This is a genomic window from Inconstantimicrobium porci, assembly GCF_009696465.1.
Lineage (GTDB): Bacteria > Bacillota > Clostridia > Clostridiales > Clostridiaceae > Inconstantimicrobium > Inconstantimicrobium porci.
Genome location: NZ_VULX01000001.1, coordinates 202,869 through 225,644, shown reverse-complemented (window position 1 = coordinate 225,644; position 22,776 = coordinate 202,869). Strand labels below are relative to the sequence as shown.

At 29.7% G+C, this 22,776-nt stretch carries 31 protein-coding genes; all 31 read right to left on the bottom strand.

What is annotated here, in order from left to right; translation table 11 throughout:
* Nucleotides 1–90: 90 nt before the first annotated feature.
* Nucleotides 91–1,257, bottom strand: coding sequence for a SpoIVB peptidase (gene spoIVB / locus FYJ33_RS01150; protein WP_154529929.1), 1,167 nt, complete (start codon nucleotides 1,255–1,257; stop codon nucleotides 91–93).
* A 127-nt stretch (nucleotides 1,258–1,384) separates the two neighbouring features.
* On the bottom strand, nucleotides 1,385–3,100 hold the full coding sequence (recN, locus tag FYJ33_RS01145; protein WP_154529928.1) for a DNA repair protein RecN: 1,716 nt from the start codon (nucleotides 3,098–3,100) through the stop codon (nucleotides 1,385–1,387).
* A gap of 11 nt (nucleotides 3,101–3,111) precedes the next feature.
* Nucleotides 3,112–3,561, bottom strand: coding sequence for an arginine repressor (locus FYJ33_RS01140; protein ID WP_154529927.1), 450 nt, complete (start codon nucleotides 3,559–3,561; stop codon nucleotides 3,112–3,114).
* Nucleotides 3,562–3,579: 18 nt separating this feature from the next.
* Entirely contained in the window at nucleotides 3,580–4,401 is an 822-nt protein-coding gene (locus tag FYJ33_RS01135; RefSeq protein WP_154529926.1) for an NAD(+)/NADH kinase, read from the bottom strand.
* An 8-nt stretch (nucleotides 4,402–4,409) separates the two neighbouring features.
* The gene (locus FYJ33_RS01130; RefSeq protein ID WP_154529925.1) at nucleotides 4,410–5,219 is read right to left on the bottom strand and encodes a TlyA family RNA methyltransferase; all 810 of its coding nucleotides are present in this window, start codon (nucleotides 5,217–5,219) and stop codon (nucleotides 4,410–4,412) included.
* Nucleotides 5,219–7,105 carry a 1-deoxy-D-xylulose-5-phosphate synthase gene (gene dxs / locus FYJ33_RS01125; RefSeq protein WP_154529924.1) on the bottom strand — a complete coding sequence of 629 codons (1,887 nt, stop codon included), beginning with the start codon at nucleotides 7,103–7,105 and terminating at the stop codon, nucleotides 5,219–5,221. The genes FYJ33_RS01130 and dxs overlap by 1 nt, the downstream gene beginning before the upstream one ends.
* Nucleotides 7,106–7,122: 17 nt before the next feature.
* Nucleotides 7,123–7,995, bottom strand: coding sequence for a polyprenyl synthetase family protein (locus FYJ33_RS01120; protein WP_154529923.1), 873 nt, complete (start codon nucleotides 7,993–7,995; stop codon nucleotides 7,123–7,125).
* Between the two features lie 3 nt (nucleotides 7,996–7,998).
* On the bottom strand, nucleotides 7,999–8,214 hold the full coding sequence (xseB, locus tag FYJ33_RS01115) for an exodeoxyribonuclease VII small subunit (RefSeq protein WP_154529922.1): 216 nt from the start codon (nucleotides 8,212–8,214) through the stop codon (nucleotides 7,999–8,001).
* 9 nt (nucleotides 8,215–8,223) lie between these two features.
* Nucleotides 8,224–9,417 carry an exodeoxyribonuclease VII large subunit gene (gene xseA, locus FYJ33_RS01110; protein ID WP_154529921.1) on the bottom strand — a complete coding sequence of 398 codons (1,194 nt, stop codon included), beginning with the start codon at nucleotides 9,415–9,417 and terminating at the stop codon, nucleotides 8,224–8,226.
* The gene (locus FYJ33_RS01105) at nucleotides 9,408–10,253 is read right to left on the bottom strand and encodes a bifunctional 5,10-methylenetetrahydrofolate dehydrogenase/5,10-methenyltetrahydrofolate cyclohydrolase (RefSeq protein WP_154529920.1); all 846 of its coding nucleotides are present in this window, start codon (nucleotides 10,251–10,253) and stop codon (nucleotides 9,408–9,410) included. Before FYJ33_RS01105 ends, xseA begins: the two co-directional genes overlap by 10 nt.
* 17 nt (nucleotides 10,254–10,270) lie before the next feature.
* Nucleotides 10,271–10,678, bottom strand: a complete 408-nt coding sequence (nusB, locus tag FYJ33_RS01100) for a transcription antitermination factor NusB (RefSeq protein WP_154529919.1) — start codon at nucleotides 10,676–10,678, stop codon at nucleotides 10,271–10,273.
* Between the two features lie 82 nt (nucleotides 10,679–10,760).
* Nucleotides 10,761–11,147, bottom strand: coding sequence for an Asp23/Gls24 family envelope stress response protein (locus FYJ33_RS01095; protein WP_154529918.1), 387 nt, complete (start codon nucleotides 11,145–11,147; stop codon nucleotides 10,761–10,763).
* A gap of 81 nt (nucleotides 11,148–11,228) precedes the next feature.
* Nucleotides 11,229–11,741 (bottom strand): SpoIIIAH-like family protein, encoded by a 513-nt coding sequence (locus tag FYJ33_RS01090; protein WP_206046582.1) that lies wholly within the window; start codon nucleotides 11,739–11,741, stop codon nucleotides 11,229–11,231.
* Nucleotides 11,742–11,778: 37 nt separating this feature from the next.
* Nucleotides 11,779–12,363, bottom strand: a complete 585-nt coding sequence (spoIIIAG, locus tag FYJ33_RS01085; RefSeq protein WP_154529916.1) for a stage III sporulation protein AG — start codon at nucleotides 12,361–12,363, stop codon at nucleotides 11,779–11,781.
* 9 nt (nucleotides 12,364–12,372) lie between these two features.
* On the bottom strand, nucleotides 12,373–12,912 hold the full coding sequence (gene spoIIIAF, locus FYJ33_RS01080) for a stage III sporulation protein AF (protein WP_154529915.1): 540 nt from the start codon (nucleotides 12,910–12,912) through the stop codon (nucleotides 12,373–12,375).
* A gap of 4 nt (nucleotides 12,913–12,916) precedes the next feature.
* Nucleotides 12,917–14,083 (bottom strand): stage III sporulation protein AE, encoded by a 1,167-nt coding sequence (gene spoIIIAE / locus FYJ33_RS01075; RefSeq protein ID WP_206046581.1) that lies wholly within the window; start codon nucleotides 14,081–14,083, stop codon nucleotides 12,917–12,919.
* A gap of 9 nt (nucleotides 14,084–14,092) precedes the next feature.
* A complete protein-coding gene (spoIIIAD, locus tag FYJ33_RS16010) occupies nucleotides 14,093–14,476 on the bottom strand; it encodes a stage III sporulation protein AD (RefSeq protein ID WP_206046580.1) in 384 nt (127 codons plus the stop codon).
* A 19-nt stretch (nucleotides 14,477–14,495) separates the two neighbouring features.
* Nucleotides 14,496–14,693, bottom strand: coding sequence for a stage III sporulation protein AC (gene spoIIIAC, locus FYJ33_RS01070; protein WP_154529914.1), 198 nt, complete (start codon nucleotides 14,691–14,693; stop codon nucleotides 14,496–14,498).
* 10 nt (nucleotides 14,694–14,703) lie between these two features.
* Nucleotides 14,704–15,225 carry a stage III sporulation protein SpoIIIAB gene (gene spoIIIAB, locus FYJ33_RS01065; protein WP_206046579.1) on the bottom strand — a complete coding sequence of 174 codons (522 nt, stop codon included), beginning with the start codon at nucleotides 15,223–15,225 and terminating at the stop codon, nucleotides 14,704–14,706.
* Nucleotides 15,215–16,129, bottom strand: a complete 915-nt coding sequence (gene spoIIIAA, locus FYJ33_RS01060) for a stage III sporulation protein AA (RefSeq protein WP_154529912.1) — start codon at nucleotides 16,127–16,129, stop codon at nucleotides 15,215–15,217. Before spoIIIAA ends, spoIIIAB begins: the two co-directional genes overlap by 11 nt.
* 120 nt (nucleotides 16,130–16,249) lie before the next feature.
* Nucleotides 16,250–16,615 (bottom strand): CD1247 N-terminal domain-containing protein, encoded by a 366-nt coding sequence (locus FYJ33_RS01055; RefSeq protein ID WP_154529911.1) that lies wholly within the window; start codon nucleotides 16,613–16,615, stop codon nucleotides 16,250–16,252.
* Between the two features lie 62 nt (nucleotides 16,616–16,677).
* Nucleotides 16,678–17,235, bottom strand: coding sequence for an elongation factor P (efp, locus tag FYJ33_RS01050; protein WP_154529910.1), 558 nt, complete (start codon nucleotides 17,233–17,235; stop codon nucleotides 16,678–16,680).
* 233 nt (nucleotides 17,236–17,468) lie between these two features.
* Nucleotides 17,469–17,858 (bottom strand): hypothetical protein, encoded by a 390-nt coding sequence (locus tag FYJ33_RS01045; RefSeq protein ID WP_154529909.1) that lies wholly within the window; start codon nucleotides 17,856–17,858, stop codon nucleotides 17,469–17,471.
* Entirely contained in the window at nucleotides 17,855–18,295 is a 441-nt protein-coding gene (locus FYJ33_RS01040) for a hypothetical protein (RefSeq protein WP_154529908.1), read from the bottom strand. Before FYJ33_RS01040 ends, FYJ33_RS01045 begins: the two co-directional genes overlap by 4 nt.
* Entirely contained in the window at nucleotides 18,279–18,878 is a 600-nt protein-coding gene (locus FYJ33_RS01035; RefSeq protein WP_154529907.1) for a hypothetical protein, read from the bottom strand. Before FYJ33_RS01035 ends, FYJ33_RS01040 begins: the two co-directional genes overlap by 17 nt.
* The gene (locus FYJ33_RS01030; RefSeq protein WP_154529906.1) at nucleotides 18,875–19,057 is read right to left on the bottom strand and encodes a hypothetical protein; all 183 of its coding nucleotides are present in this window, start codon (nucleotides 19,055–19,057) and stop codon (nucleotides 18,875–18,877) included. Before FYJ33_RS01030 ends, FYJ33_RS01035 begins: the two co-directional genes overlap by 4 nt.
* The gene (locus tag FYJ33_RS01025) at nucleotides 19,036–19,503 is read right to left on the bottom strand and encodes a hypothetical protein (RefSeq protein WP_154529905.1); all 468 of its coding nucleotides are present in this window, start codon (nucleotides 19,501–19,503) and stop codon (nucleotides 19,036–19,038) included. The genes FYJ33_RS01030 and FYJ33_RS01025 overlap by 22 nt, the downstream gene beginning before the upstream one ends.
* The gene (locus tag FYJ33_RS01020; protein ID WP_154529904.1) at nucleotides 19,478–19,900 is read right to left on the bottom strand and encodes a type II secretion system protein; all 423 of its coding nucleotides are present in this window, start codon (nucleotides 19,898–19,900) and stop codon (nucleotides 19,478–19,480) included. Before FYJ33_RS01020 ends, FYJ33_RS01025 begins: the two co-directional genes overlap by 26 nt.
* The gene (locus FYJ33_RS01015) at nucleotides 19,884–20,333 is read right to left on the bottom strand and encodes a prepilin-type N-terminal cleavage/methylation domain-containing protein (protein ID WP_154529903.1); all 450 of its coding nucleotides are present in this window, start codon (nucleotides 20,331–20,333) and stop codon (nucleotides 19,884–19,886) included. Before FYJ33_RS01015 ends, FYJ33_RS01020 begins: the two co-directional genes overlap by 17 nt.
* On the bottom strand, nucleotides 20,330–21,346 hold the full coding sequence (locus FYJ33_RS01010; protein WP_154529902.1) for a type II secretion system F family protein: 1,017 nt from the start codon (nucleotides 21,344–21,346) through the stop codon (nucleotides 20,330–20,332). The genes FYJ33_RS01015 and FYJ33_RS01010 overlap by 4 nt, the downstream gene beginning before the upstream one ends.
* Nucleotides 21,343–22,707: a GspE/PulE family protein gene (locus FYJ33_RS01005; RefSeq protein ID WP_277644354.1), complete on the bottom strand. Its 1,365-nt coding sequence runs from the start codon at nucleotides 22,705–22,707 to the stop codon at nucleotides 21,343–21,345. The genes FYJ33_RS01010 and FYJ33_RS01005 overlap by 4 nt, the downstream gene beginning before the upstream one ends.
* Between the last annotated feature and the right edge of the window lie 69 nt (nucleotides 22,708–22,776).

Here is a 22,776-nt window from a genome sequence, read left to right as displayed (position 1 = left end):
ACAGTCGCTTGTAAATTCCTTCCAGGTTTTAAATATTTTTTTATAAGAAGATGCCATTAGTGACACCTTCTTATATTATACCACAATATTCTAATTAATTATATGTGCTTCTTCAAGCATCCATTCAATATATATTCCATATCCTACATCTGCTCTGTTTACAAGCACATGTGTAACTGCTCCGACCAGCTTATCGTCTTGAATAATAGGACTTCCACTCATACCCTGAACAATTCCACCTGTTTTGTCAAGAAGTCTTTTATCAGTAACTTTTATAACCATGCTTTTTGTATCTGGAGAATCCTGATTATATACCTTAATTATCTCTGCATCATAAAGTCTTGGTCCGTTTTCGTCAATTGTAGTAAGAATCTTTGCTTTTCCTTCTTTAACTTGCTTTCTTTCCATAATCTGCATAGGTTGAGAAGAAAATTTAAACTTATTATCAGGATCAAGCTTTCCATAAATTCCCGCATAGGTATTAGCATCAATATTACCTCTTCTGTCATTTTCATTAATAAAAATACCTTTTAATTCACCCGGAGCACCTTTTGCACCTTTTTTTACTCCTATAATTGAAGAATCTAATACTTCACCGTTTCTTACCTTTAATACAGAATTAGTATCAGCATCTGTAATAGGATGGCCTAGCGCACCATAAATGTTACTTTCTTTATCATAAAATGTTAATGTTCCAACACCAGCTGTTGAATCTCTAACCCACAATCCTATTTTTTTTGAATTATCAACAGAAGATAATATAGTTTTAATATTTCGTTCTATTGTTTTGTCATCTCGTTTTATTTCTACTGTTAAATTATCTGACTTACATTCATTAACTACTTTCTGTAATTCTTTTGAATTTAAAACTCTTTTACCATCAATTTTTATAATTGTATCACCTATTTCTATTCCTGCCTTTCTTCCTGGACTTTCTAATCTTGTATCTTTAATCTCTATATCTGAAAAACCAACTACAAGAACTCCTTCTGTATTCATCCTTATACCTATTGGAAAACCGCCTACATATAATTTTATATCCTTATTTTTTGAAGCTTTAGTACTTGTAGGTATATAATCCATTAATATATTGTTTTTATTATTATTTTTTTCATTTAATGACGAATTTTTAAACTGCAAACTGGTAATTATACTATTAAAGGGTTTTATTTGATTAAAATTTATAGATGCTAAAGTAATTATTAGTATTAGAATAATAGGAGTTAAAAAATTTTTAAAATTGTGATGTTTATTCATTTTAATCTCCTCCTTTTCTTAATTTTAATTTGCCCTTCTTTCATTTTGAATATTCTATAGTAACCTTGTTATTATAGTCAAAATGATTAAAATTATACTAATAAATACTAAAAAAAAAGAGAATTGATTATTTATCAATTCCCTTAGTGTATTTACAACATATTTCTTTTTTTCTATCATTGGCATATTCAATCATCGATTTTGCGTTTTCTAAAGATGAGTGAAGCATTTTAGTACCTCCAAGCATTTTAGCAACTTCATTTATTTTTTGTGACTCATTTAATCTACTGATATTTGAATATGTCTTTTCATTTTTAAATGTTTTTTTAACAAGATAATGATTGTCTGAAAAACATGCAATCTGCGGAAGATGAGTTATACAAAAAACCTGATGTTTTACTGCAATCTCATACATTTTTTCACCAACACAGTGAGCAATTCTTCCACTTATACCTGTATCAATTTCATCGAAAATAACAGTTGGTACATTATCTTTATCAACAAAGACTGACTTAATTGCAAGCATTATTCTTGATAATTCTCCACCTGATGCTACTTTAGTAATTGGTTTAAATGGTTCTCCAGGATTTGTTGAAACAAAGAATTCACATTCATCTGTTCCATTACTTTTAATGGTATCAGTAGATATCATATCTATTTTAAATTTACATTTTTCAAGTCCAATATATTTTAAGTTATCATGTATAGCCTTTTCCAGACGGCTTGAATTTGCAACTCTCAAGTCGTGAATTTCTCGACCTATCTTAATCAATTCATCGCATAGCACTTTTTCTTTATTTTTTAATTCTTCAATCATAGCTTCAGAATTTTTCATTTCTTCAAATTGCTTAGTGATTTTATCTTTATATTCTAAAATTTCCTCAATAGAACTACCATACTTTTTCTTAAGGTCTGCTATCTGATATAGTCTGTCATTGATTATATCAAGTTCATTCTGATCAAAGACTATCTCATCACACATTTCTCTTAATTCTCTCGAAGACTCTTGAAGCGAATAATAAGCATTCATAATGTCATCATTAATCTTAGATAATTTCTTTGAATATTCCTGAACACCAGAAATTTCTCTACTTATTGTATACAGATTATCAATAACAGAAGAACTGTTATTTGAATCCCCAAGTAACGAATATGATGTACATACTGCTGTATTAATTTTCTGTGCATTTGATAAAAGCTTAAATTCTTCATTTAGATGATCCTCTTCATTCTTTTTTAATTTTGCTTTGTCAATTTCATTAATCTGAAATTCTAGAAAGGCCTGTACTTTATCATTACTTTCTGTTCCACTAATCCTCTCTATATCTTCTCTGATTTTTTTTAAGTTGTTATATTCCTCATGATACCTTGTAAGGATATTTCTAATTTTACCATAATCATATGAATCTACCATAGGAATATAGTTATCTTTATCAAAAAGCAGCATATTTTGATGTTGTCCATGAATATCTATTAGCTCTTTTGACAGATTTCTTACAGCTGATACTGTTGAAGCTCTTCCATTTATCTTTATGATACTTTTACCATTCTGGAAAATTTCTCTGCTAATACACAATGTATCATTATATTCTATATCAAGCTTTTCTGCTATTTCTTCATTTTTTTCTCTATTCAGTGCAAATACTGCCTCAACATAAGCTTTATTTTCGCCAGTTCTTATTATATCCTTACCAAAACGTCCACCTACTACAAAGTCAATTGCATCAATTAATATAGATTTACCAGCACCTGTCTCGCCATAAAGTACATTAAATCCATTAGAAAAGTCCACTTCTTCATTTTCAATTAATGCAAAATTTTTTATTGATAATTGTAAAATCATTGTATCACACCTTAACTTAAAAATACTTTTAAAGAATCAACAATCTTTTGGGCGTCTTCGTCAGTTCTAGAGAGAATAAAAATAGTATTATCACCAGCAATAGTACCCGCTACATTTGTAAAGTTTAATGTATCTATTGCTTCTCCAGCGGCTGAACCAGATCCAGAAAGAGTTTTAACTACAACAAATTTATCGACTCTTTCTACATCAAGAAGAGTATTGAAGAGTATCTGATTCATCTTATTTTCAACCTTATTTCCTTGATTAGATATAACTGCATACTTATATTTTCCTTTATCATCAAGAACTTTTGTTAGTTTTAAATTTTTAATATCTCTTGATATTGTTGCCTGAGTCACATCAAATCCTCTATCTTTTAAATTTTGTACAAGTTCTTCCTGTGTTTCTATACTCTTTTCTTTAATAATTTCTAAAATAGCATCCTGCCTTTTTTCCCTCAAATTCTATCACCTACTAATTTAAATGTTAATTATTTTGCTTTTTAGTACATCATAATAGTTTACTTCTTTTAGCATAATAAGATTGCAATCTCTTTCAGCTTTTCTTACAGTAAGATCAAAATCATTCTCAAGAAGATTAAACTTCTGTCCATCAGTTGAAGCATATAATATGCTGTCATTAGCTGATGCTGTTATAGTTATTTCGCTGTTTTCATCGATTATAATTGTCCTCAATGATGGAGAATGAGGACAAATCGGTGTAATGCTTATTTGTCTTAAAGTAGGATATACTATAGGTCCTCCTGCTGAAAATGAATAAGCAGTTGAACCAGTAGGGGTTGATATTATAACGCCATCTCCTTTAAACTCCATGCATTCATCACCATTTATCTTTATCTTATACTTTGCCATTCTTGACAAAGTACCTCTGCATACCACAAGGTCATTAAGCGAATAAAGAACAACATCACTACCTGAACCTTTAATATAGCTCTTAAGCATTAATCTTTTTTCGATTCTGAAATTATTTTTTAAAATTTTACTTATATTTTCTTTGAATTCATCATATTCAATTGTAGATAAAAAACCTAAATGTCCTATATTAATTCCTAGAATAGGAGTATCCTTATACTGTGAAAATTCACGTCCGGCTCTAAGAATTGTTCCATCACCACCAAAGACAAGTATCATATCAAGATCTTTATCAACGACATCTTCTCTTGTAGCAATTTTATATATTTCAATATTACTTGCATTTTCTTTTAAAGTTTTAACAGTTTCGTTGAAAATTATTCCATCCTTATCTTTAGATTCATTTATGTTAATTCCTACTTTTTTCATAAATCCTCCTAAAGTGATGAGTGTGACTTTGCTACTACCTCATCAATTTCTGAAATACTGAAATTGCTCTCTGCATTCTTATTTTTAGTAAGATAAATTAAATATTCAATATTGCCTTCTGGTCCCTTTATTGGCGAATATGTAAGTCCTAATATCCTAAGGCTGTATTCATCTGCTAACTTAACAATCTTCTCAATTACTTCCTTATGAGTTTCAGGATCTCTAACAACCCCTTTTTTACCTACCTTTTCTCTTCCAGCTTCGAACTGTGGCTTTATAAGTGCTGCAACTTCACCTTTTTCTGTTAATAAATCAAGAACTGGAGGAAGTACTGTTTTTAATGAAATAAAGGAAACATCTATTGAAGCAAAATCTGCATACTCTCCAAGTTGGTCATGTGTAACATATCTTACATTTGTTCTTTCCATACATACAACTCGTGGATCTATTCTAAGTTTCCATGCAAATTGTCCATATCCTACATCAATTGAGAATACTTTTTCTGCGCCATTTTGAAGCATGCAATCTGTAAATCCTCCTGTTGAAGCACCAATATCAAGACAACATTTACCTTCAACACTAAGTCCAAATGCTTTTATAGCTTTCTCTAACTTAAATCCACCTCTGCTTACATATGGCAAATCCTGTCCTTTAAATTCTATATTTGAACTTACTTTAACCTTAGTCCCACATTTGTCTACTCTAAAACCATCAACAAACACTTTTCCTTCCATTATAAATACTTTTGCTCTTTCCCTTGACTGAGCAATTCCTTTTTCAACAAGAAGTATATCTAATCTTTCTTTTTTATCACCCATTACTTTTCTCCCTCGTTATTCACATTTATAACCATATCTGCTATCTTTTCAGGGCTTAATCCGTAAATATCATATAAAGAATTAACATCACCTTGAGGAATTATCTTATCTTCATAACCTAAATTAACTATAGTGTTATTATACTTCTTCTGTGACATATATGATACTATTTCTCGTCCCATTCCTCCATCTAGAATATTATCTTCAACTGTTATAATCGTATAACCTTCTCTGCATATATTATCAATAGCATTATAATCAAGTGGTTTAATTATATTAGCATTAATTATCTTTATTGATATATCGTTATTTCTTTCCCTTATAATCTTGTCAGCTTTAACTGCATGCTGCACCATTCTACCAGTTGCAATTACAGCTATTTTTTGTCCATTCTTAACAGTTTCCCAATTTCCTTCAGATATTGATTCTGATTTAATCATTTCGATATCTTTAAGATCTCCTCCCCTGCTATATCTTATAGCTACAGGACAGTTTTGTTTTAATGCCCAATTTAAATACAGACCTACTTCACTCGTACATTTAGGGCTAGCAACTTTAATATTCGGCATGATATTTAGATATGATATATCAAAAATCCCTTGGTGTGTTTCACCATCAGAACCAACTATACCTGCTCTATCTATAGCAAATACTACAGGTATATTCTGCAAACACACATCATGTAGTACTTGATCAAATGCTCTCTGCAGAAATGTAGAATAGACTGCAAATACAGGTTTAAGTCCCGATTTTGCCATTCCTGCTGCTAAAGTAACAGCATGCTGCTCAGCAATTCCTACATCGAAAAATCTTTTTGGAAATTCAATTGCAAATTTGTTTAATCCAGTACCCTCAGGCATTGCAGCAGTAATAGCAACTACTCTGCTATCTTTCTTTGCACTTTCTATTATTGCTTTACCGAATTCATTAGAATATGTTACACTGCTACTTTTGCTTAAACTCTGTCCATTTACTGGATTAATAGGTGCTATACTATGGAATTTACTTGGATTCTGTTCTGCATATTTATACCCTCGTCCTTTTTGGGTTATAGTATGAATTATTACAGGTCCATCAACATTCCTTGCTCTGAATAAAACGTCGCAAAGATATTTTATATTGTGTCCATCAATTGGTCCAAAATATTTTAATCCCATATCTTCAAAAAGCATACTTGGCATAACAAGCTGTTTAATACTGTCTTTAAACCTATCAATTGAGTTAGCAACACCCTTACCAAAATTAGTCTGATTTAGAACTTCATTAACTTCTGTCTTTATTTTATTATAACCATTTCCCATTCTTAGTTTGCTTAAATATGTAGATAATCCTCCAACATTTTCAGATATAGACATTTCATTATCATTTAATATTATTATCATTTTAGTTTTGTTATATCCAACATCGTTAAGCGCCTCTAATGCCATTCCACCAGTAAGTGCACCATCACCAATGACAGCAATAATATTATTATTTTTTTTCAAGATATCTCTCGCTCTAGCCATACCAAGTGCTGCAGAAATCGATGTACTACTATGACCTGTATTAAAGAAATCATATCTACTTTCACAACATTTAGGAAATCCGCTTAATCCATTAAGCTGTCTTAAAGAATCAAATTCATCTTTTCTATCTGTGAGTAATTTATATACATATGACTGATGGCCTACATCCCAGATAATTTTATCTTCATCCATATTAAATACTTTTAATAAACTTATCGTAAGTTCAACAACTCCAAGATTAGATGCCAGATGACCACCTGTCTTAGAAACTTTATCAATTAAAAATTTTCTTATATCATCTGCTAATATTGTAAGTTCCACATTATTCAATCTTTTTAAATCATAGTAACTATTTAACCTGTCTAATATACTCTGTTCCATAAAACATCATTCCTTTATTAATTTTCTCTCATCAGAAGAAACTTAGTTAAATCCTGTAATTCAGTACTGTCTTTTTGAATATCACTCAACAGATTTATACAATCATTAGTTAAATCGCTACATATTTTTTTACACTTATCAATTCCATAGAAAGTGATATAATTATTTTTATCGTGTTCTGCATCAACATGAACTTTTTTACCAAGTTTTTTTTCATCTCCAACAACATCTAAAATATCATCTTTTATCTGAAATGCTAAACCAAGCTTTTCTCCAAATTCATCAAGTTTTCTAATATCGTCTTCAGAAGCTCCTCCTAAGACTGCTCCTGCAAGAATTGCAGCTTTAATTAATGCACCCGTCTTATTTTTATGCATATATTTTAATTCATCAAGAGTCATTTCTTTTCCTTCACCAAGTATATCTACTATCTGTCCTCCGATCATTCCTTCAGCACCAGCTGCATTAGAAATTAATTTTGCCGCTTTTACAGTTTCAGCCTTATTATGCTCAACAGCATAATCAAACATAACATTCATTGCTTCATTTAATAAAGAATCACCTGCAAGTATTGCAACTGCTTCTCCAAAGACTTTATGATTTGTAGGCTTTCCTCTTCTAAGATCATCATTATCCATTGCAGGAAGGTCATCATGTATAAGGGAATATGTATGTATCATTTCAATGGCACAGGCCATTGGGAGAATTGACATGCATTCATTTTTGTACATCTTATAAGTGAGCATCATTAATATCGGACGTATTCTTTTTCCTCCTACATTCACACTATATCCCATAGAGTCATAAATAGTCTTATTATAACTGCCCTTATTTAGGAAATACTCTTTTAGGTATTCATCAATTTTTGTTTTGAGTTCTTCTTTATACATAACCTACTCCTTAAAATCTATCTCACCATATTTATCATCTATAATTTTAACTTTTCCTTCGTATGCATTAAGTGTCTTATAGAGTTTATTCACAAGCTTAAGTCCTTGTTCATATTTTTTCATTGCTTCATCAAGATCAATTTCCTTGTTTTCAAAATCATCAACTATCTGTTGAAGATTTGCCATCATTTCTTCATAACTTTCTATTTTCTTAGGCATAATACACCTCTAATTTATCAATTTTTTATTAATTTCTCCATCGCTTAAGATAATACGTACTTCCCTGCCTTCTTTAAAGTCATCTACTTTATATAATGTTTTTCCTTCTTCATCTGTAATGATAGAATATCCTTTTCCAAGTACAGCATATGGATTATAAGCCTGAAGAAGAGTATTGCAATGATGAAATTTGTCTCTTTTTTCTTTAATAATATCATTTATATTCCTTTTAAGCATAGACTCTGCATCATTAATCATTTTTTTATCATTAACAATAGTCTTTAATGGACTATTATAATTTAAAATACTCTTATAAAGCTTTAATGAAGAATACTCATCAGCTATCATCTTATTTAATGATTTTTTAATCAGTGACATATACTTTTCTATTTTATCATTAATATCCTCAATATTAACTACACATACCTCCGCTGCTGCTGATGGTGTGGATGCTCTATAATCACTGACAAAATCTGCTATGGTAAAGTCAGTTTCGTGTCCAACTCCTGAGACTATTGGTATTTTCGAATCAAATATTGATCTAGCTACATTTTCTTCGTTAAAAGCCCACAATTCCTCTATTGAACCGCCTCCTCTGCACACTATAATAACATCTACTGAATTGTTGTTATTAAAATACTCAATACCTTTACATATGTTATCACTAGCTCCTTTGCCTTGAACAAGACTAGGATATATTATTAAATTAACATTAGTATTCCTTCTTTTAGATACTCTTATAACATCTCGCACTGCAGCACTTGTAGGCGATGTTACTATTCCGATATTTTTTGCTATATATGGAATTGGCTTCTTAAATTTATCATCAAAAAGCCCTTCATCTAAAAGTTTTGCTTTAAGCTTATTATACTTTTCATATAACAGACCTGCACCAGCCTTCTTTATTGAAATACAGTAAAGCTGGTATGATCCCTCCTTTAAATATATACCTATTTTACCCTTGACTTCAACACTTTCACCATCATATGGAATTGAGTCTAACATATTTACATTACTGCTGAACATCACACAACTTAATTTTGAATTTTCATCTTTTATTGAAAAATAAAGATGCCCACTAGAATGTAATTTTAAATTTGAAATCTCACCTTTTACGGTGAGATTATTTAAAATAAAATCCTTATCTGTGATTTTCTTAATATATTCATTTACTTCACTAACAGAGAGAGTTTTTAAATACATTTTTTCACTGCCTCACATAAATTTTTGAACAGCAAAGCTGTAGTTAGCGTTCCTACGCCTCCTGGCACAGTTGATATATAAGATACCTTATCAATTACATCATCGAAATCTACATCACCTGTTATTTTACCATTTAATGATGATGTTCCTACATCTATGACTACTGCACCTTTTTTTATAAAATTACTGTTTATATATTTTGGTTTTCCTATTGCACTTATTAATATATCTGCCCTTGATGCAATCCCTTCAAGATTTCTTGTTCTTGAATGACATAATGTAACCGTTGTATTCCTATCAAGCATCATCATTGCTGTAGGTTTCCCTACAATATTACTTCTTCCTATAATAACAGCTTCTTTTCCTTCAAGTTCAATACCAAGACTATCAATAATTGTAGCTACACTGTTAGCAGTACATGGGTAAAATATTTTATCACTTTTAAACAGTCTTCCCATACATATATCTGTAAGACAGTCAATATCTTTATTAGGATTTATAGCATTAAGAACTTTCTTTTTATTAATATTACCAGGAAATGGCAAAAGCACCATTATACCATGAATAAGTTTATCATCATTATATTTTCTAATGCATGAAAGAAGTTCTTCTTCTGTAACATTTTTATCAAAATTAGCTTTTATAAAGTTAATACCAAGCTCTCTTGCAGTTTTATCCTGCATATTATGATAATAAATTGATCCATAATCATTTCCTACCAGTATAGAAACAACTGTTGGTGTTATATTATTGTCCTGTTTAACTTTCTGTACTTCTTCTATAACTTCACTTTTTATCTTTAGAGATATCTGTTTACAATCTATAATCTTTCCCAACAGCATTCACCTCAAAATTATTTATTCTTAACTATATTATCTAAAATTGCATTAACAAATGATACTGATTTATCATCTGAATATTTTTTAGTTATTTCTAATGCTTCATTTATTGCCACTCTGTCAGGTACTTCATCTAAATAATTTATTTCATATACTGCAACTCTTAATATTGCAAGATTAACTTTCGATATTCTTTCTATCTTCCAGTTAACTAATGACTTTTCAATTATTATATCTATATCTTTTTCATTTTCCTTAATTCCACCAAGCACCTTAGTTATATATGTAAAATCACATTCGTTTAAACCATCATCCATGTTTTCCTTGAAGTTTTCTATTGTTTCTTCAATTGTATCCTTATTAATCATCATCTGATATGATAATTCCACTGCTATTTCTCTTGACTTAATTCTACTGCTCATTAGTTCCTCCTAAAATTTACACACTGATTATCAGTTACTATTCTTAACATTGAAACACCCTCTGATAAGCAGAGGGTGTAAATTATTCATTTACTTTTTCTTCATTAACCTTTGGTACTATAATGTTCTGTACCAAAACATTAACTGCTGCTACACTAAGTCCTGTTAAAGCTTCAACTGTGTTTTTTACATTTTCCTGAACTTTGTTCAATGCTTCTGGAATTTTTATTCCATACTCAACTCCAACAACAATTTCTATAACTGCTTTATTGTCTTCAACGCTTACCTTAACAGCTTTTCCTGAGTTCTTCTTATTAGTGAAAATCTGAGTAATACCACTAGCACCACCTTGAGATCCTTGTGCTACACCTTTAACTTCAGATGCAGCGATACCTGCAATAACACTTACGACTTCATCAGATATCTTAACAGTACCTATGTTATTTTCATTATTTTTTAACTCTTCCATTTGGTATCCCCTCCTGCTTCTATAAGCATTTCTAGTTTATCTTACGTTCATTATATCAAATTACTTTTTGTTTTACAATTACTATTGTTTACGTTCTATCATCACATTGCTCTTTCCTGTAATATTCTTGACAACATCCTGAATTTGTATACTTTGTTTTTCAGTAAGTTCATCTTTACTCTTTACAATTACTTTTACCTTATCCTTATCAATAAAGCATAAAGCATCATCAAATCCTTTAGCTTTAACTTCAAGTTCTATTTTTGTTTGATTATTTTTGGCAATAGTCATTTCAGTAAGCTGCTTTGAAGCATTTTCCTTGTTCTCTTTAGTAGCACTGTTGTCATTGCTTATCTGTTTTAATGTCTCCACAGTAGTTGCATTAGACTGTTCTCTTGAATTTCTAGCTTCATAGAAGTAATCATTTTTTGAATTGTTTTCACCCTTCTGAGCCTTATTCTGGTTAAACGCTATAGTTTCACTTAAGTTTCCAGTTCCATCATCAAGTTTACCATTAATTTTAGCTGATAGTAATGCTGCACTCACTATAAGTGCAAGTAATGTTAAAATTATGCCTGCCTGTTTTTTATTCATTTTATAACCCTCCCATTTCATTCTAATGAATTATATGCTATTTTTTCATAGGATATACATTGACTTTATCTAAAGAAAGTCCATATAAATTTGATACTGCTTGAGAAATCTCATACTTTATTTTACTATCATCTGCACCTTCAGCTACTACCATAACTCCAACTACCTTGGGTTTATAAGTTTTAACTATCAGTGGTGCACTTTGTCCATTTTTATTTTCCATAACTACCTGGCTGTTATCAGTCTGTTGATTTGTAGTTCTTTTTCCTCCCTGATTATCAGTTTCTTCAGTAACGCTTGTCTGTTTGTTTGAATCCATTGCTGGCACTTTGGTTTCATCACTTTCAAAACTCATCATCACCTCCACACTACCTATGCCATCAATTTTCTTTAGTATATTTTTTAGATCAGTTTTCTGCTGAGCTTCATAATTCTCAACAGTCTGATTTTTTCCATTCTGATTTTGCTCATTACTAACATTGGCAGATGCTTTCTTATTTAGTGTTAAATCATCTAAAAAGAAGCTGATACAAATATATATTAAAATTAATGCAAGAAGAGATATTACTAGTTTCCATCTATTTTCTTTTTTCATAATAGTATTAAAGAAATTCTTATCCATATTCTATATCTACTCCATTTCATATATTTTTATTCTGCTGTCATCTGTTTTTAATATTTCTTTTAAGTAATTTCTTACATCATTATAGTTGTCAACTTTTTTATCATTTTGTAAATCAATTTTGTCAATCTTCTTGATTGCATGATCTTTGATGCCTACTTTAACTTCTTTAGTAGTTAAAGTATATTTTTCTCTGTTAAAGCTACCTGTAAAATCAACTTTAAAATCCTTGTTGGTAAATCTTTGATTAAGAAGTCGCTGTACTGATATACTTATTTCCTTATTAGTATAATCATCTTTATTTACTTCTTTTTGTACTGTCTTATACGTATTATCTGCTGATATATATTTCTTTATCTGTTCTGTAAAATCATCAGATCCTTTGCTTATAAATCCAACGATTGGCTTTACTATAGCCACTGTCAAAATGATACTAAAAACGAACTGTGCATACTTTTTTAAGCTATTATTAGGAAGAATCATTTCTACAGCAGTTATAAAAATAATTATTGCCGAAATACATATTACCCACTCTTTTAATGCCGCCAAAATATCATCCCCCTATTATTAATTTACCAGTATTAGCCATGATGCATAAAAGTATGAAGAAAATTAAAGTAACACAGAATAGCATACTTGAAACAAGCACAAGCGAATCAGAAGCACTTGAAATACAGTTTACTATTCGCTTATCTACAATGGGCTCAATAATAGCTGCTGAAATCTTATATACAATTACTATGGAAATAATTTTTATTACCGGAAACAAAAGCATTAAAAGTATTATTATAAGTCCAAGAACACCAAAAGCATTTTTAAGCAGAAGTGCATAACCTGCTACAGTGGAAATAGAATCTGAAATTGCTTTTCCTACTATAGGAATAAAGTTATCTACAGCAAACTTTGCTGTCTTTAAAGTAACTGCATCAAATGTACTTGCTGTCATGCTCCTTATAGTGATAAGTCCTACAAATACTGTTAAAATAATTCCCTGAAGCCATAAGGTAATCTGTTTTATAAACTTTGCAAGCTGTTCTACTTTATGTTCGGTAGAGATATTGTTTACAAAACAGAGAACAAAACTCATTAAAATTAATGGGAGTATTATGTCCATATATATTCTTGGTGTTATAGTGACTGCAGCTGCTACTATAGGATCAAGTGTTGCTGCCTGAGATATTCCACCAGCTGTAGTAATAAGCAAAATTAACACAGGCATTATCGCTGACATAAAATCAGTTATATCCTTTATAGCACTTTTAGCTATATTTACACTAGAAACAAAGTTCTTAGTGAGAAGAAGTATTATAAGTACATAACAGCTATAAAATGCAATATTAGCTATTGAGCTTCCTGTAAAAGAATCTTCAATGTTTTTTAGCAGAGCACTTATTATTGCTATAACTATGATTGAAATCATTATTTTTACACATACATAAAGCTCTTTAAATAGATTTTTGCTTATAAGATCTATAATAGTACTGGCTGATATACTACTTTTGCCATCCTTTAAATACTTGTTTATGAATTCCCTTGGATTTAGTGATTTTAAAATTGATTGTTCTGATGAATCTTCTTCAATTTGTTTGTAAAAATTCTCTATAGTGATATTATTAAGCAGATCATCTGTATCGTTCTTTTTTTCTTCACAACAGGCATATGAAAAGCTGCATATGAAAAATATTAAAATGGTGACTATAAATAATACAACCTTTTTCATAAAAATCTCCTACAATATTTTAATTATAGCTTCAAGCAGAGCTCTCAATATAGGAATTGATAATCCAAGTATGAGGATTTTACCTGCAAACTCAACTCTTGAACCTATGTTCGCTGCTCCTGCATCTTTGCATATATCATTTGTTAAGGAACATAAAAATGCAATTGCTAAAATCTTAAGCACAATTCCTAAATATAAAGTATCAACTCTTGCTTCTTTTGATATTTCTCTGATAAAGGTAATAATGTCATTGAACTGAAAGATAATGATTCCTATAATAACTAAAGTGTATGCTACCGATATTAAGCTTGAAACTTCACTCTTTCGATCCTTAAAAAGCAGGTAAATAAACAGTGTCATCATTGCTATTGCAACTATTTTAAATATAACCATAAATATTTCCTCTTAACTCTTAGAAATAAAACATTGTTTTCACAGTGTCAAATAATTTAACAATCATAGTAACCACCATTCCTAGTATTATTACTATTCCTGCAATATTCACAACTGTAGCTATTTCTGACTTTCCACTGCTTTTAAGTATCATATCGATAATAATAATTATTATTCCTACAGCAGCAATTTTAAATATCATACTTAATTCAAACATATATTACCTCCTATATTAAAAATATTGCTATCATCAGACCTATACAAAGCCCCAATGTTCTATACATCTTTATATTTTTATCTGCTTTATCAGAAGCACTTTTTAGATTATTCTTTAAATTCTCTACTGCCATATCAAATATCTTCATCTGTCCATCTAAATCAGTTGTACCAAGAGATCTACTAAACTCTACTAAGATATCAAAATCTTCTTTTTCTAGAGAGAACTCGTTTTTATTCGTCTTTATTGCTTCTATGAATGCTTGTTTAATTTCATATATTCTTTCATCATTTAAGTTTATAGCTATATCATTAAACAAATCAGAGACTGGAGGATCTACCTTCTGTGATACTAGATTCATTGCTTCTGATAAAGGTGTTAGTCTATAAAATATTTCATTTTGGAGATATACAATGGAATTTAAAATACCTTTCAAATGCTTAACACGGTATTTTGCATTTTCAGAATATTGAAATCCTATAAGCGTTGAAAGAATAACTATCATTATAAGAATGAAAATCTTAATAATCATTGAATATATCCTCCTTTTTTCTAAAATCATAAATACTTCTCACGTGCCCAACTCCTTTTCTGTTATCTAAAACTATCGCTCTGTCTAGTATTCTGTTTTCAATTATTCTTTTAAAAACGCTTCTTCTATATATATCTTCAACGCTTTCTCCATGTATTGATGTGATAACACTAACTCCACAAAGAAAAGACTTTTCTACAGCTCTAATATCTTCTTCTGTACCTATTTCATCAGATATTATTACATCTGGCGACATACTTCTTACAGCCATTATCATTCCATCGCTTTTTAAACATCCATCATACACATCTGTTCTTACCCCCACATTCATCTGCGGTATACCAAGATAGGACCCTGCAATTTCACTTCGTTCATCAACTATAGTTACCTTTTTACCTTTCAAATTAACTTCCTGAAAACCATCGGATATATTCCTTGCTATATCTCTTATTAATGTGGTTTTTCCACACTTAGGTGGTGAAATCAAAATAGTGTTTAATACTCTACCCTCTCTCGTGATATACTTCATTATTCTATTAGAACAACCTATCTTTTCTTTCGCTATTCTTATGTTTAATGAATATATATTTTTTAATGATTTAATTATTCCATTATCCACTGAGTATTCTCCTGAAATGCCTATTCTGCAACCTCCGCTTACAGTAATATATCCTTGTTTAATCTGCTCATCATATGCATACACAGAATAATTACTTATTCTCTGAAGAATTTGTTTCATTTCTATAGGATGAATATTTTCTTTAATAATATATTCTGTATCATTAACATTTAGAATAACAGGCTTATTGATTTTCAGACGTACTTCCTGAAGTCTGCCGTCTTTATCAATGTTCCTTACTTTTTCTGCTATCCTAAGCGGAAGAAGTTTCAAAATTGTTTCCATGCCACCACCCCTTTATCTATCTATTTAAATATTATTAAGTTATTCAAATAAATATTCATAAAAAAACAAGCTGTGTAAAAATAATATAAAAATTATTTTTACACAGCTTTATAAAACATTTTATTTTTCTAAAAGGTTAGCACCACAATCGGGACATTTTATCACATCATTATTCTTAATGGCACTCATTTCAAGATACAGTTTTTTACCGCAGTTTTTACATTCAATTTCATCATAATTGTCTGAGATATCTTCAAGATCCTCTATGCTCACTTCTTCAAAAAGCTGATCCTGTAGTTCCGATACATCATCATTAAGAAAATTTACTGTTTCTTTAATTGAATCAATTGCTCTTTTCAGCTCACTAATTTCTTTAGATAAAATTTCCATAACCTCTGCTGCAGCTTTAAATACTTCAGTATTTTCATCCTTATGATTCTCAAGTATTTTATATAGAGTTTTTATTTTTTCGTTTATATTGTCCACTCTATCACTTCCTTTATATTAAATAAGCTAAGTTCAAAAGAACTTAGCTTTAAATATGAAGCTTAAACTCTTTCCATGTATTCGCCAGTTCTTGTATCGATTCTTACAACATCACCTTCATTTACGAATACTGGAACGTTAATTACAGCACCTGTTTCAACTGTAGCTGGCTTAGTTACGTTTGTTGCTGTATTTCCTTTAACTCCTGGTTCTGCATGAGTTATTAATAATTCAACAAAGTTTGGAGCTTCAACTGAGAAAGCCTCTCCCTTGTAGAACTTAATTACAGCAAGCATGTTTTCCTTTAAGAACTTTATAGCATCTTCAACTTTTTCATAATTTAAAGGAATTTGTTCAAATGTTTCCTGATCCATGAAATAGTAAAGTTCTCCATCTGAATATAAATACTGCATTTCTTTTCTTTCGATTACAGCTTCCTGGAATTTAGCAGTTGGGTTAAAAGTTCTTTCAGTAACTCCTCCTGCAATAACGTTTCTTAACTTAGTTCTAACAAAAGCAGCTCCCTTACCTGGTTTAACGTGTAGGAAGTCAACTACTGTAAACACTTGTCCATCTAATTCAAAAGTTGTACCTTTTCTTATATCTCCTGCTGATATCATAATAAATATCCCTCCAAAATTTTATAATTTCATTTATATTATAACCAACTATGATGCTTTAATTCTGTAATTAATGTATTTTATTATAAATATTAATTATAAATTCTTTAAGCTTATTGGTTAATTCCTTTGTTATTTCTATATTCACGTAGTCATAACAATGATATTTTATCAAATTGCTTTATTATTTGCAATTATTTTCACTAATTTATTTTATTCACCATAATCATGCCCTATTTTATTTTGAGCTCTATTTCAACATTAAGATTGTTATTATCTCCACTAATACTATAAATATCAAAGTTTTGCTGTTCCTTCTGCAGCAAATTAACAAATTGTTTTACACTACTGTATTTGCCATTTATACAGCCGACAACATCCCATGTACTATCTTTATATAACAATTTTTTTATTCTTAGGCCATATTTAGATGTTATTTTTATAATATCACAGTATTTAAATTTATTCGCATTAATATAAGTGTTTATTACATTTTGCTTTCTTACTACGTTCTCGTTTGTATCATTCTTGTTTATAAAACTCTTTACTCTAACTGTCACCAACAACAAAGTACATAACAGTATTATAGATATAATTAAATATGTATTTCTTTTTCTTATCACTTCAACACCAACTTTAACATAATCTTTGAAGAATCACCTTCAACTTCTTTCTGCTTAAAACATTTAGTATTATTGATTTTATTATAAAGTTCATCAAACATATCAGGATTGCACTCTAATTTTATACAATTGTTGCTATAGTCAATATGTCTGCATAACAGAAGTAAGTCGTCATTATTTATAAATTTAACTATTTGATTTTTTGCATTCATCTTATCTTGTGCTACTCTTTCTTCCTCTGTTCTCTTTTTATCACAAAAGCTGCTCTCTGCCATTTTCCTGTCATCATACTTTTTTTTCTCACTCCAATACAATGACATTAATACAAGATTTAATATAACTAAAAGTATAACTATTCTTAACAGTTCAGACGATTCTTTTTTTATCTTTCTACTGACCATTTCTTTTGTTCTAAAATTTTTATATTGATAAAGCATTTTTGTCCTCCTTAAGATACTTTGAAATAAATGGTTCCTTTTTCAAACTCTCTATATTACTGATAACATTAAACTTAAAATTTTCTTGTAAGTCCTTATTTATCATATCCATATCACTGTGTATTAGATGTTCAATACTATCGACAGCTTTATTATCAATCATTCTACTATAGATAATAGATTTTCTTCTTGTATATATTAGATATATTACTGACTCTATTCTATAAACAATACATAAAACATTATCTTTTGCTGTATTTATACCATACTTTTTATTAATAAAAAATTGTACTGGCATTATATCGCAGTTACTAGAAATTGCTGTATCTTCTAATTGTTGCTTTATACAATAGATAATCAGATGAATACTTGGTCCTACAACTATCTTGTAGTGAAAAAGCATATTTTTATCATCTGAAAATTGTTCTATAACACTGATGATTTTTTTCTTTAATCTAAGGCAGTCTCTTAATTTCAATTTTTCAGTTCTGCATAAAATATTTCTTGCGAGATAGTAACATTTATTCGACTTTCCTCTATGAACTTCCAGCATATTAGTAATATGATTAATAACAATTTTCATTCACTTACCTCCTCTTCTATATTTCTTTCTATCACTTTTCTTTCCAAATCTGCTTTTTCTACTTTATATAGAGATAACTTTAACAATATTGATGCTAAGAAAAGCACAAGAAAAAAGATCATTAACATTTCAATAGTTATAAAACCTTTTTGCTTTCCTACTGATTTACGTGAATACATTTTTTCATCATCTCGCCAGTTTTTAATTTTATATTTATATACAGAAGATTCCCTTTAATATTGCATTCAAAGCTTTTAACTTCAGCAATGTAGTATTCATTACGCATAAAATATGAAATTGCACCTCCAATATTAAATTTCAAAACTCCATCTTCTCTCTTTATTGAACAATATTTACTGTTTGACTTATTATTAAAACATAATAAGCCACCTGAAAAATGAACATCTCTTGCACTTCCAGCATTCACATACTTTTCTATAGTATTCATAGTTGAATACAGCTTATTTACTCTAAAAGATGTTTTATTTTCTTCATCTGCTCTCTTTACCATTGATGCCATTACAATAAGTGTGGAAAAAATAATAATTGCTGAAATTGATAAGTACATAACTGTTTCTAAAATTGTCATTCCTTTTGTTTTACCTAAATTTGACTTCTTCCACATCAGCATAATTTACTCCCATTTTATTATTAACATATTTTACATAGAGATTTTTATCGCCTTTTAATTCAATCTCAATATACATATTTTTATCATCGATATTATTTTCAATAATATCTGATAACTTTTTCTTCTCAATTGTATCTTTTTCAATCTCTTTTCTATTAATATACTTTTTGTCACTAAGGCTGTTTTTCTCAGACTCCTGCATTGAATACTTTATTTCCTTTGCAATACTCTCAATATAAAAATTCATTTCCTGTTTTTTCTTGGAAATAATCAGATTTTTCTCATATGCAACAATTAAGCTTATTGCAGCTATAGATAATATTGAAAACACAGCAATAGCAGCCACAAGATCAAGAGTCATAAAACCTTTTTTTTTAATGTATTTTCTCATCAGGATTTCCTACTCCAATCGCTATCTTATAATATTTTTTATTATTATCAATTAACACAATGGTTCCTGCTGTAGGAACACCTTGATTATTAATTTTTATTTCCCATTGTACCTGTTCACTAGTACAATAAAAATGAACATTTCCCATAAGCTTTTCTACTCTTATAGGTTTTGCATAACCTGTTTTGTTAAGATAGAATAAATACTTATCTGCTTTAGGTTCAATTAAGATTGTTCCTTCTTGATTGTTTTTCAAACAGTATAACCTTGCTGATGTCAGCATATCATCAATATTTCTAATACTCATTACAACATTCTGCTCATTCTCAATATTTTTAATAAACTTATACGATAATGCACTGGCACATAATATACATGATAAAATAGATAGAACAATTACTATTTCAATCAATGTAAAACCTTTCTTTTTCACCCTTGTATACCTCCATATATTGATCCGTAAACCATAATGAACATAACAAGAATTATAATACCTAAAAACAGTAGTGAAACTGGTTGGATAAGGCTAGTTATATGAAAAAGCTTCTCATAATACTTCTCTTCAAGACTTATACATATTGTATGGAGTTTTTCATCCAGCGTACCAGTATTTTCTCCCATTGCTATAAGCGAAGAAGTAATTTTTGAAAAATCAAAACATTGTCTTATTGATTCACTAAGCGTGTTACCTCTACTGAGAAATGTGTAGAACTTAGCTATTTCAGTATTAGATACTATACTGCTGTCAAATGAATTAAATTTTTGTATTCCCATGTTAATAGGTATACCGCTAATTGATAATAAGTACAAAAGACGTATAAAGAATAATTCCCTTTGAATTTTATATAAAGAAAAACTATGCTTAATCTTTGATATCTTATCTTTTATAAAAGATATAGTAGTAAAATAAAATATGCTAAGCAGAACTGCTATGAAAAGCGCTATTGAACTCAAAATATTTTTCCTCATAAAACTGCTTATGCTAAACAACAATGCTACTATGCCGCTTGGTTTTCTGTCCATACCAATATAAAACTGCTGTAAATTAGGAAGTAAAAATAACATATACATTATGAGAAATATGAACACTGCTGCAGCCACAATAACTGGATACAAGGCTGCACTCATACATTTTCCACGTTCTTTTTTTAGTTTTAAATAATAATCCGATAATTTTCCTAATATTGTATCAAACCTTCCTGTATACTCTCCTAAATCAATCATAATAAGAAACAAATCAGGATAGATGTCCTTATGCTGTGCAAAAGCAGCATACAGCGTGCTCCCTCCTGCAATATCCTCTTTAATGCTATAAATACTTTTCCTATATTTTTTATTGGACAGTTCTTCTGAAATTTCATCAAGAGCAATAGATATAGGAATACCGCTTTTAATAAAAACCCCCAAATTCTTTGAAATAAAAATTATACTGTTATAATCTATCACTTTATATTTACCCTTTCATCATATAACCTCATATACTCTACATAATCATCATATGATATATACCCTTTTTCAACATAATCATTTAAACATTCATGAAGATCAACAAAAGATTCTTCATCTTCTACAACACCGTTTTTTAATCCGTTCTTATTTTCAAAATTTACATACAACATTTCATAAATAACAATACGACCTAAGTATCCCTTATTACATTTTGTACATCCTTGGGCTCTATATGCTTTTTTGATACCATATTTGTCTTCATAGTCATATACCTCTTTTCTACAGTGTGGGCATAATTTCCTTACTAGACGCTGAGACACTACCCCCTTCAGGCAGTCCTTTAAAAGATACTCCTTTACACCCATATCTTTAAGTCTACTGTATACATTAAAAATACTGTCAGTATGTAGTGTTGTATATACCTTATGGCCTGTTATAGCTGCTCTTACGGTATTTTCTGCAGTATCTTCATCTCTTATCTCTCCCAACATAATAACATCGGGATCCTGCCTTAGGACATGCTTAAGCACCTTTGAGAATGTAAGTCCAATTTTTTCATTTATATTAATCTGATTAATATTATTCATCAGAAATTCAGCTGGATCTTCTATTGTTGTAATGTTTAATTGGTCCGATTTTTCCTTCTTTAACATTGCATATAAAGTTGTACTTTTACCACTTCCTGTTGGTCCACAGATTATTATCAGTCCTTCTTTAACTGCCAAAAAATTATTCATTAGTTTTTTCTGTTTTTCTGTATAACACATATTATAAAGTTCCATAAGTTCTTCATTTTTAAATAGTATTCTAATAACAAGCTTTTCTCCAGAAACTGTAGGAATGCTCGAAACCCTTAGATCTATCATATTTGAATCATCATATTTAAACTTTACCTTGCCATCCTGAGGCATCATCTTATCTGATATATCCATATTGGCAAGAAATTTTATCTGAATGCATAAAGAATCATACTGCAATCGCGACATTCTAAATTTTGAATACATAATACCATCTACCCTGAACCTTACTATGCACTCATTATCAAAAGATTCAAAATGTATATCACTTGCTCTTTCCCTTATGGCAAGCTTGATTATCTCCTCCGCAAGCTTATTTGATTTATCGCTTGAATTATACACAAAACTTTTATACTGATTACAGATACTATTTTTTATTTCATCGCTACTACACTCCAATACATCAATTTTTCTGCCATATACAGTCTCTAGATACTCAATTATCTCTTTATTGCATTCACATGCTTTTACTAAAACCTTATTATTCTGTAGCTTAATAGGTAACACCATATGATTAACTGCATATTCATATGACAGTTTACTTATAAGATCAATATCCACTATATCCAACTCTATCTCCTCCTATTGAAATTATGGTCATCAATAGAGAACTATATACATTTTTTGTAA

Excerpts from the sequence above, each read along its gene's own strand:
- FYJ33_RS01040 (WP_154529908.1), bottom strand. The coding sequence starts at position 18,295 with ATGCTTTATCAATATAAAAATTTTAGAACAAAAGAAATGGTCAGTAGA.
- FYJ33_RS01090 (WP_206046582.1), bottom strand. The coding sequence starts at position 11,741 with ATGAATAAAAAACAGGCAGGCATAATTTTAACATTACTTGCACTTATA.
- efp (WP_154529910.1), bottom strand. The coding sequence starts at position 17,235 with ATGATATCAGCAGGAGATATAAGAAAAGGTACAACTTTTGAATTAGAT.
- xseA (WP_154529921.1), bottom strand. The coding sequence starts at position 9,417 with ATGTATTTAAAAACTCTCTCTGTTAGTGAAGTAAATGAATATATTAAG.
- xseB (WP_154529922.1), bottom strand. The coding sequence starts at position 8,214 with ATGCCTAAGAAAATAGAAAGTTATGAAGAAATGATGGCAAATCTTCAA.
- spoIIIAC (WP_154529914.1), bottom strand. The coding sequence starts at position 14,693 with ATGTTTGAATTAAGTATGATATTTAAAATTGCTGCTGTAGGAATAATA.
- spoIIIAB (WP_206046579.1), bottom strand. The coding sequence starts at position 15,225 with ATGATTATTAAGATTTTCATTCTTATAATGATAGTTATTCTTTCAACG.
- recN (WP_154529928.1), bottom strand. The coding sequence starts at position 3,100 with ATGATTTTACAATTATCAATAAAAAATTTTGCATTAATTGAAAATGAA.
- dxs (WP_154529924.1), bottom strand. The coding sequence starts at position 7,105 with ATGGAACAGAGTATATTAGACAGGTTAAATAGTTACTATGATTTAAAA.
- spoIIIAG (WP_154529916.1), bottom strand. The coding sequence starts at position 12,363 with ATGGATAAGAATTTCTTTAATACTATTATGAAAAAAGAAAATAGATGG.
- spoIIIAD (WP_206046580.1), bottom strand. The coding sequence starts at position 14,476 with ATGGTTATATTTAAAATAGTTGCAATAGCAATGATGACACTGTTTATT.
- FYJ33_RS01120 (WP_154529923.1), bottom strand. The coding sequence starts at position 7,995 with ATGTATAAAGAAGAACTCAAAACAAAAATTGATGAATACCTAAAAGAG.
- spoIVB (WP_154529929.1), bottom strand. The coding sequence starts at position 1,257 with ATGAATAAACATCACAATTTTAAAAATTTTTTAACTCCTATTATTCTA.
- FYJ33_RS01135 (WP_154529926.1), bottom strand. The coding sequence starts at position 4,401 with ATGAAAAAAGTAGGAATTAACATAAATGAATCTAAAGATAAGGATGGA.
- FYJ33_RS01095 (WP_154529918.1), bottom strand. The coding sequence starts at position 11,147 with ATGGAAGAGTTAAAAAATAATGAAAATAACATAGGTACTGTTAAGATA.
- FYJ33_RS01020 (WP_154529904.1), bottom strand. The coding sequence starts at position 19,900 with ATGAGAAAATACATTAAAAAAAAAGGTTTTATGACTCTTGATCTTGTG.
- spoIIIAE (WP_206046581.1), bottom strand. The coding sequence starts at position 14,083 with ATGAAAAAGGTTGTATTATTTATAGTCACCATTTTAATATTTTTCATA.
- FYJ33_RS01130 (WP_154529925.1), bottom strand. The coding sequence starts at position 5,219 with ATGGGTGATAAAAAAGAAAGATTAGATATACTTCTTGTTGAAAAAGGA.
- FYJ33_RS01025 (WP_154529905.1), bottom strand. The coding sequence starts at position 19,503 with ATGTGGAAGAAGTCAAATTTAGGTAAAACAAAAGGAATGACAATTTTA.
- FYJ33_RS01030 (WP_154529906.1), bottom strand. The coding sequence starts at position 19,057 with ATGTATTCACGTAAATCAGTAGGAAAGCAAAAAGGTTTTATAACTATT.
- spoIIIAA (WP_154529912.1), bottom strand. The coding sequence starts at position 16,129 with ATGGAAACAATTTTGAAACTTCTTCCGCTTAGGATAGCAGAAAAAGTA.
- nusB (WP_154529919.1), bottom strand. The coding sequence starts at position 10,678 with ATGAGCAGTAGAATTAAGTCAAGAGAAATAGCAGTGGAATTATCATAT.
- FYJ33_RS01035 (WP_154529907.1), bottom strand. The coding sequence starts at position 18,878 with ATGAAAATTGTTATTAATCATATTACTAATATGCTGGAAGTTCATAGA.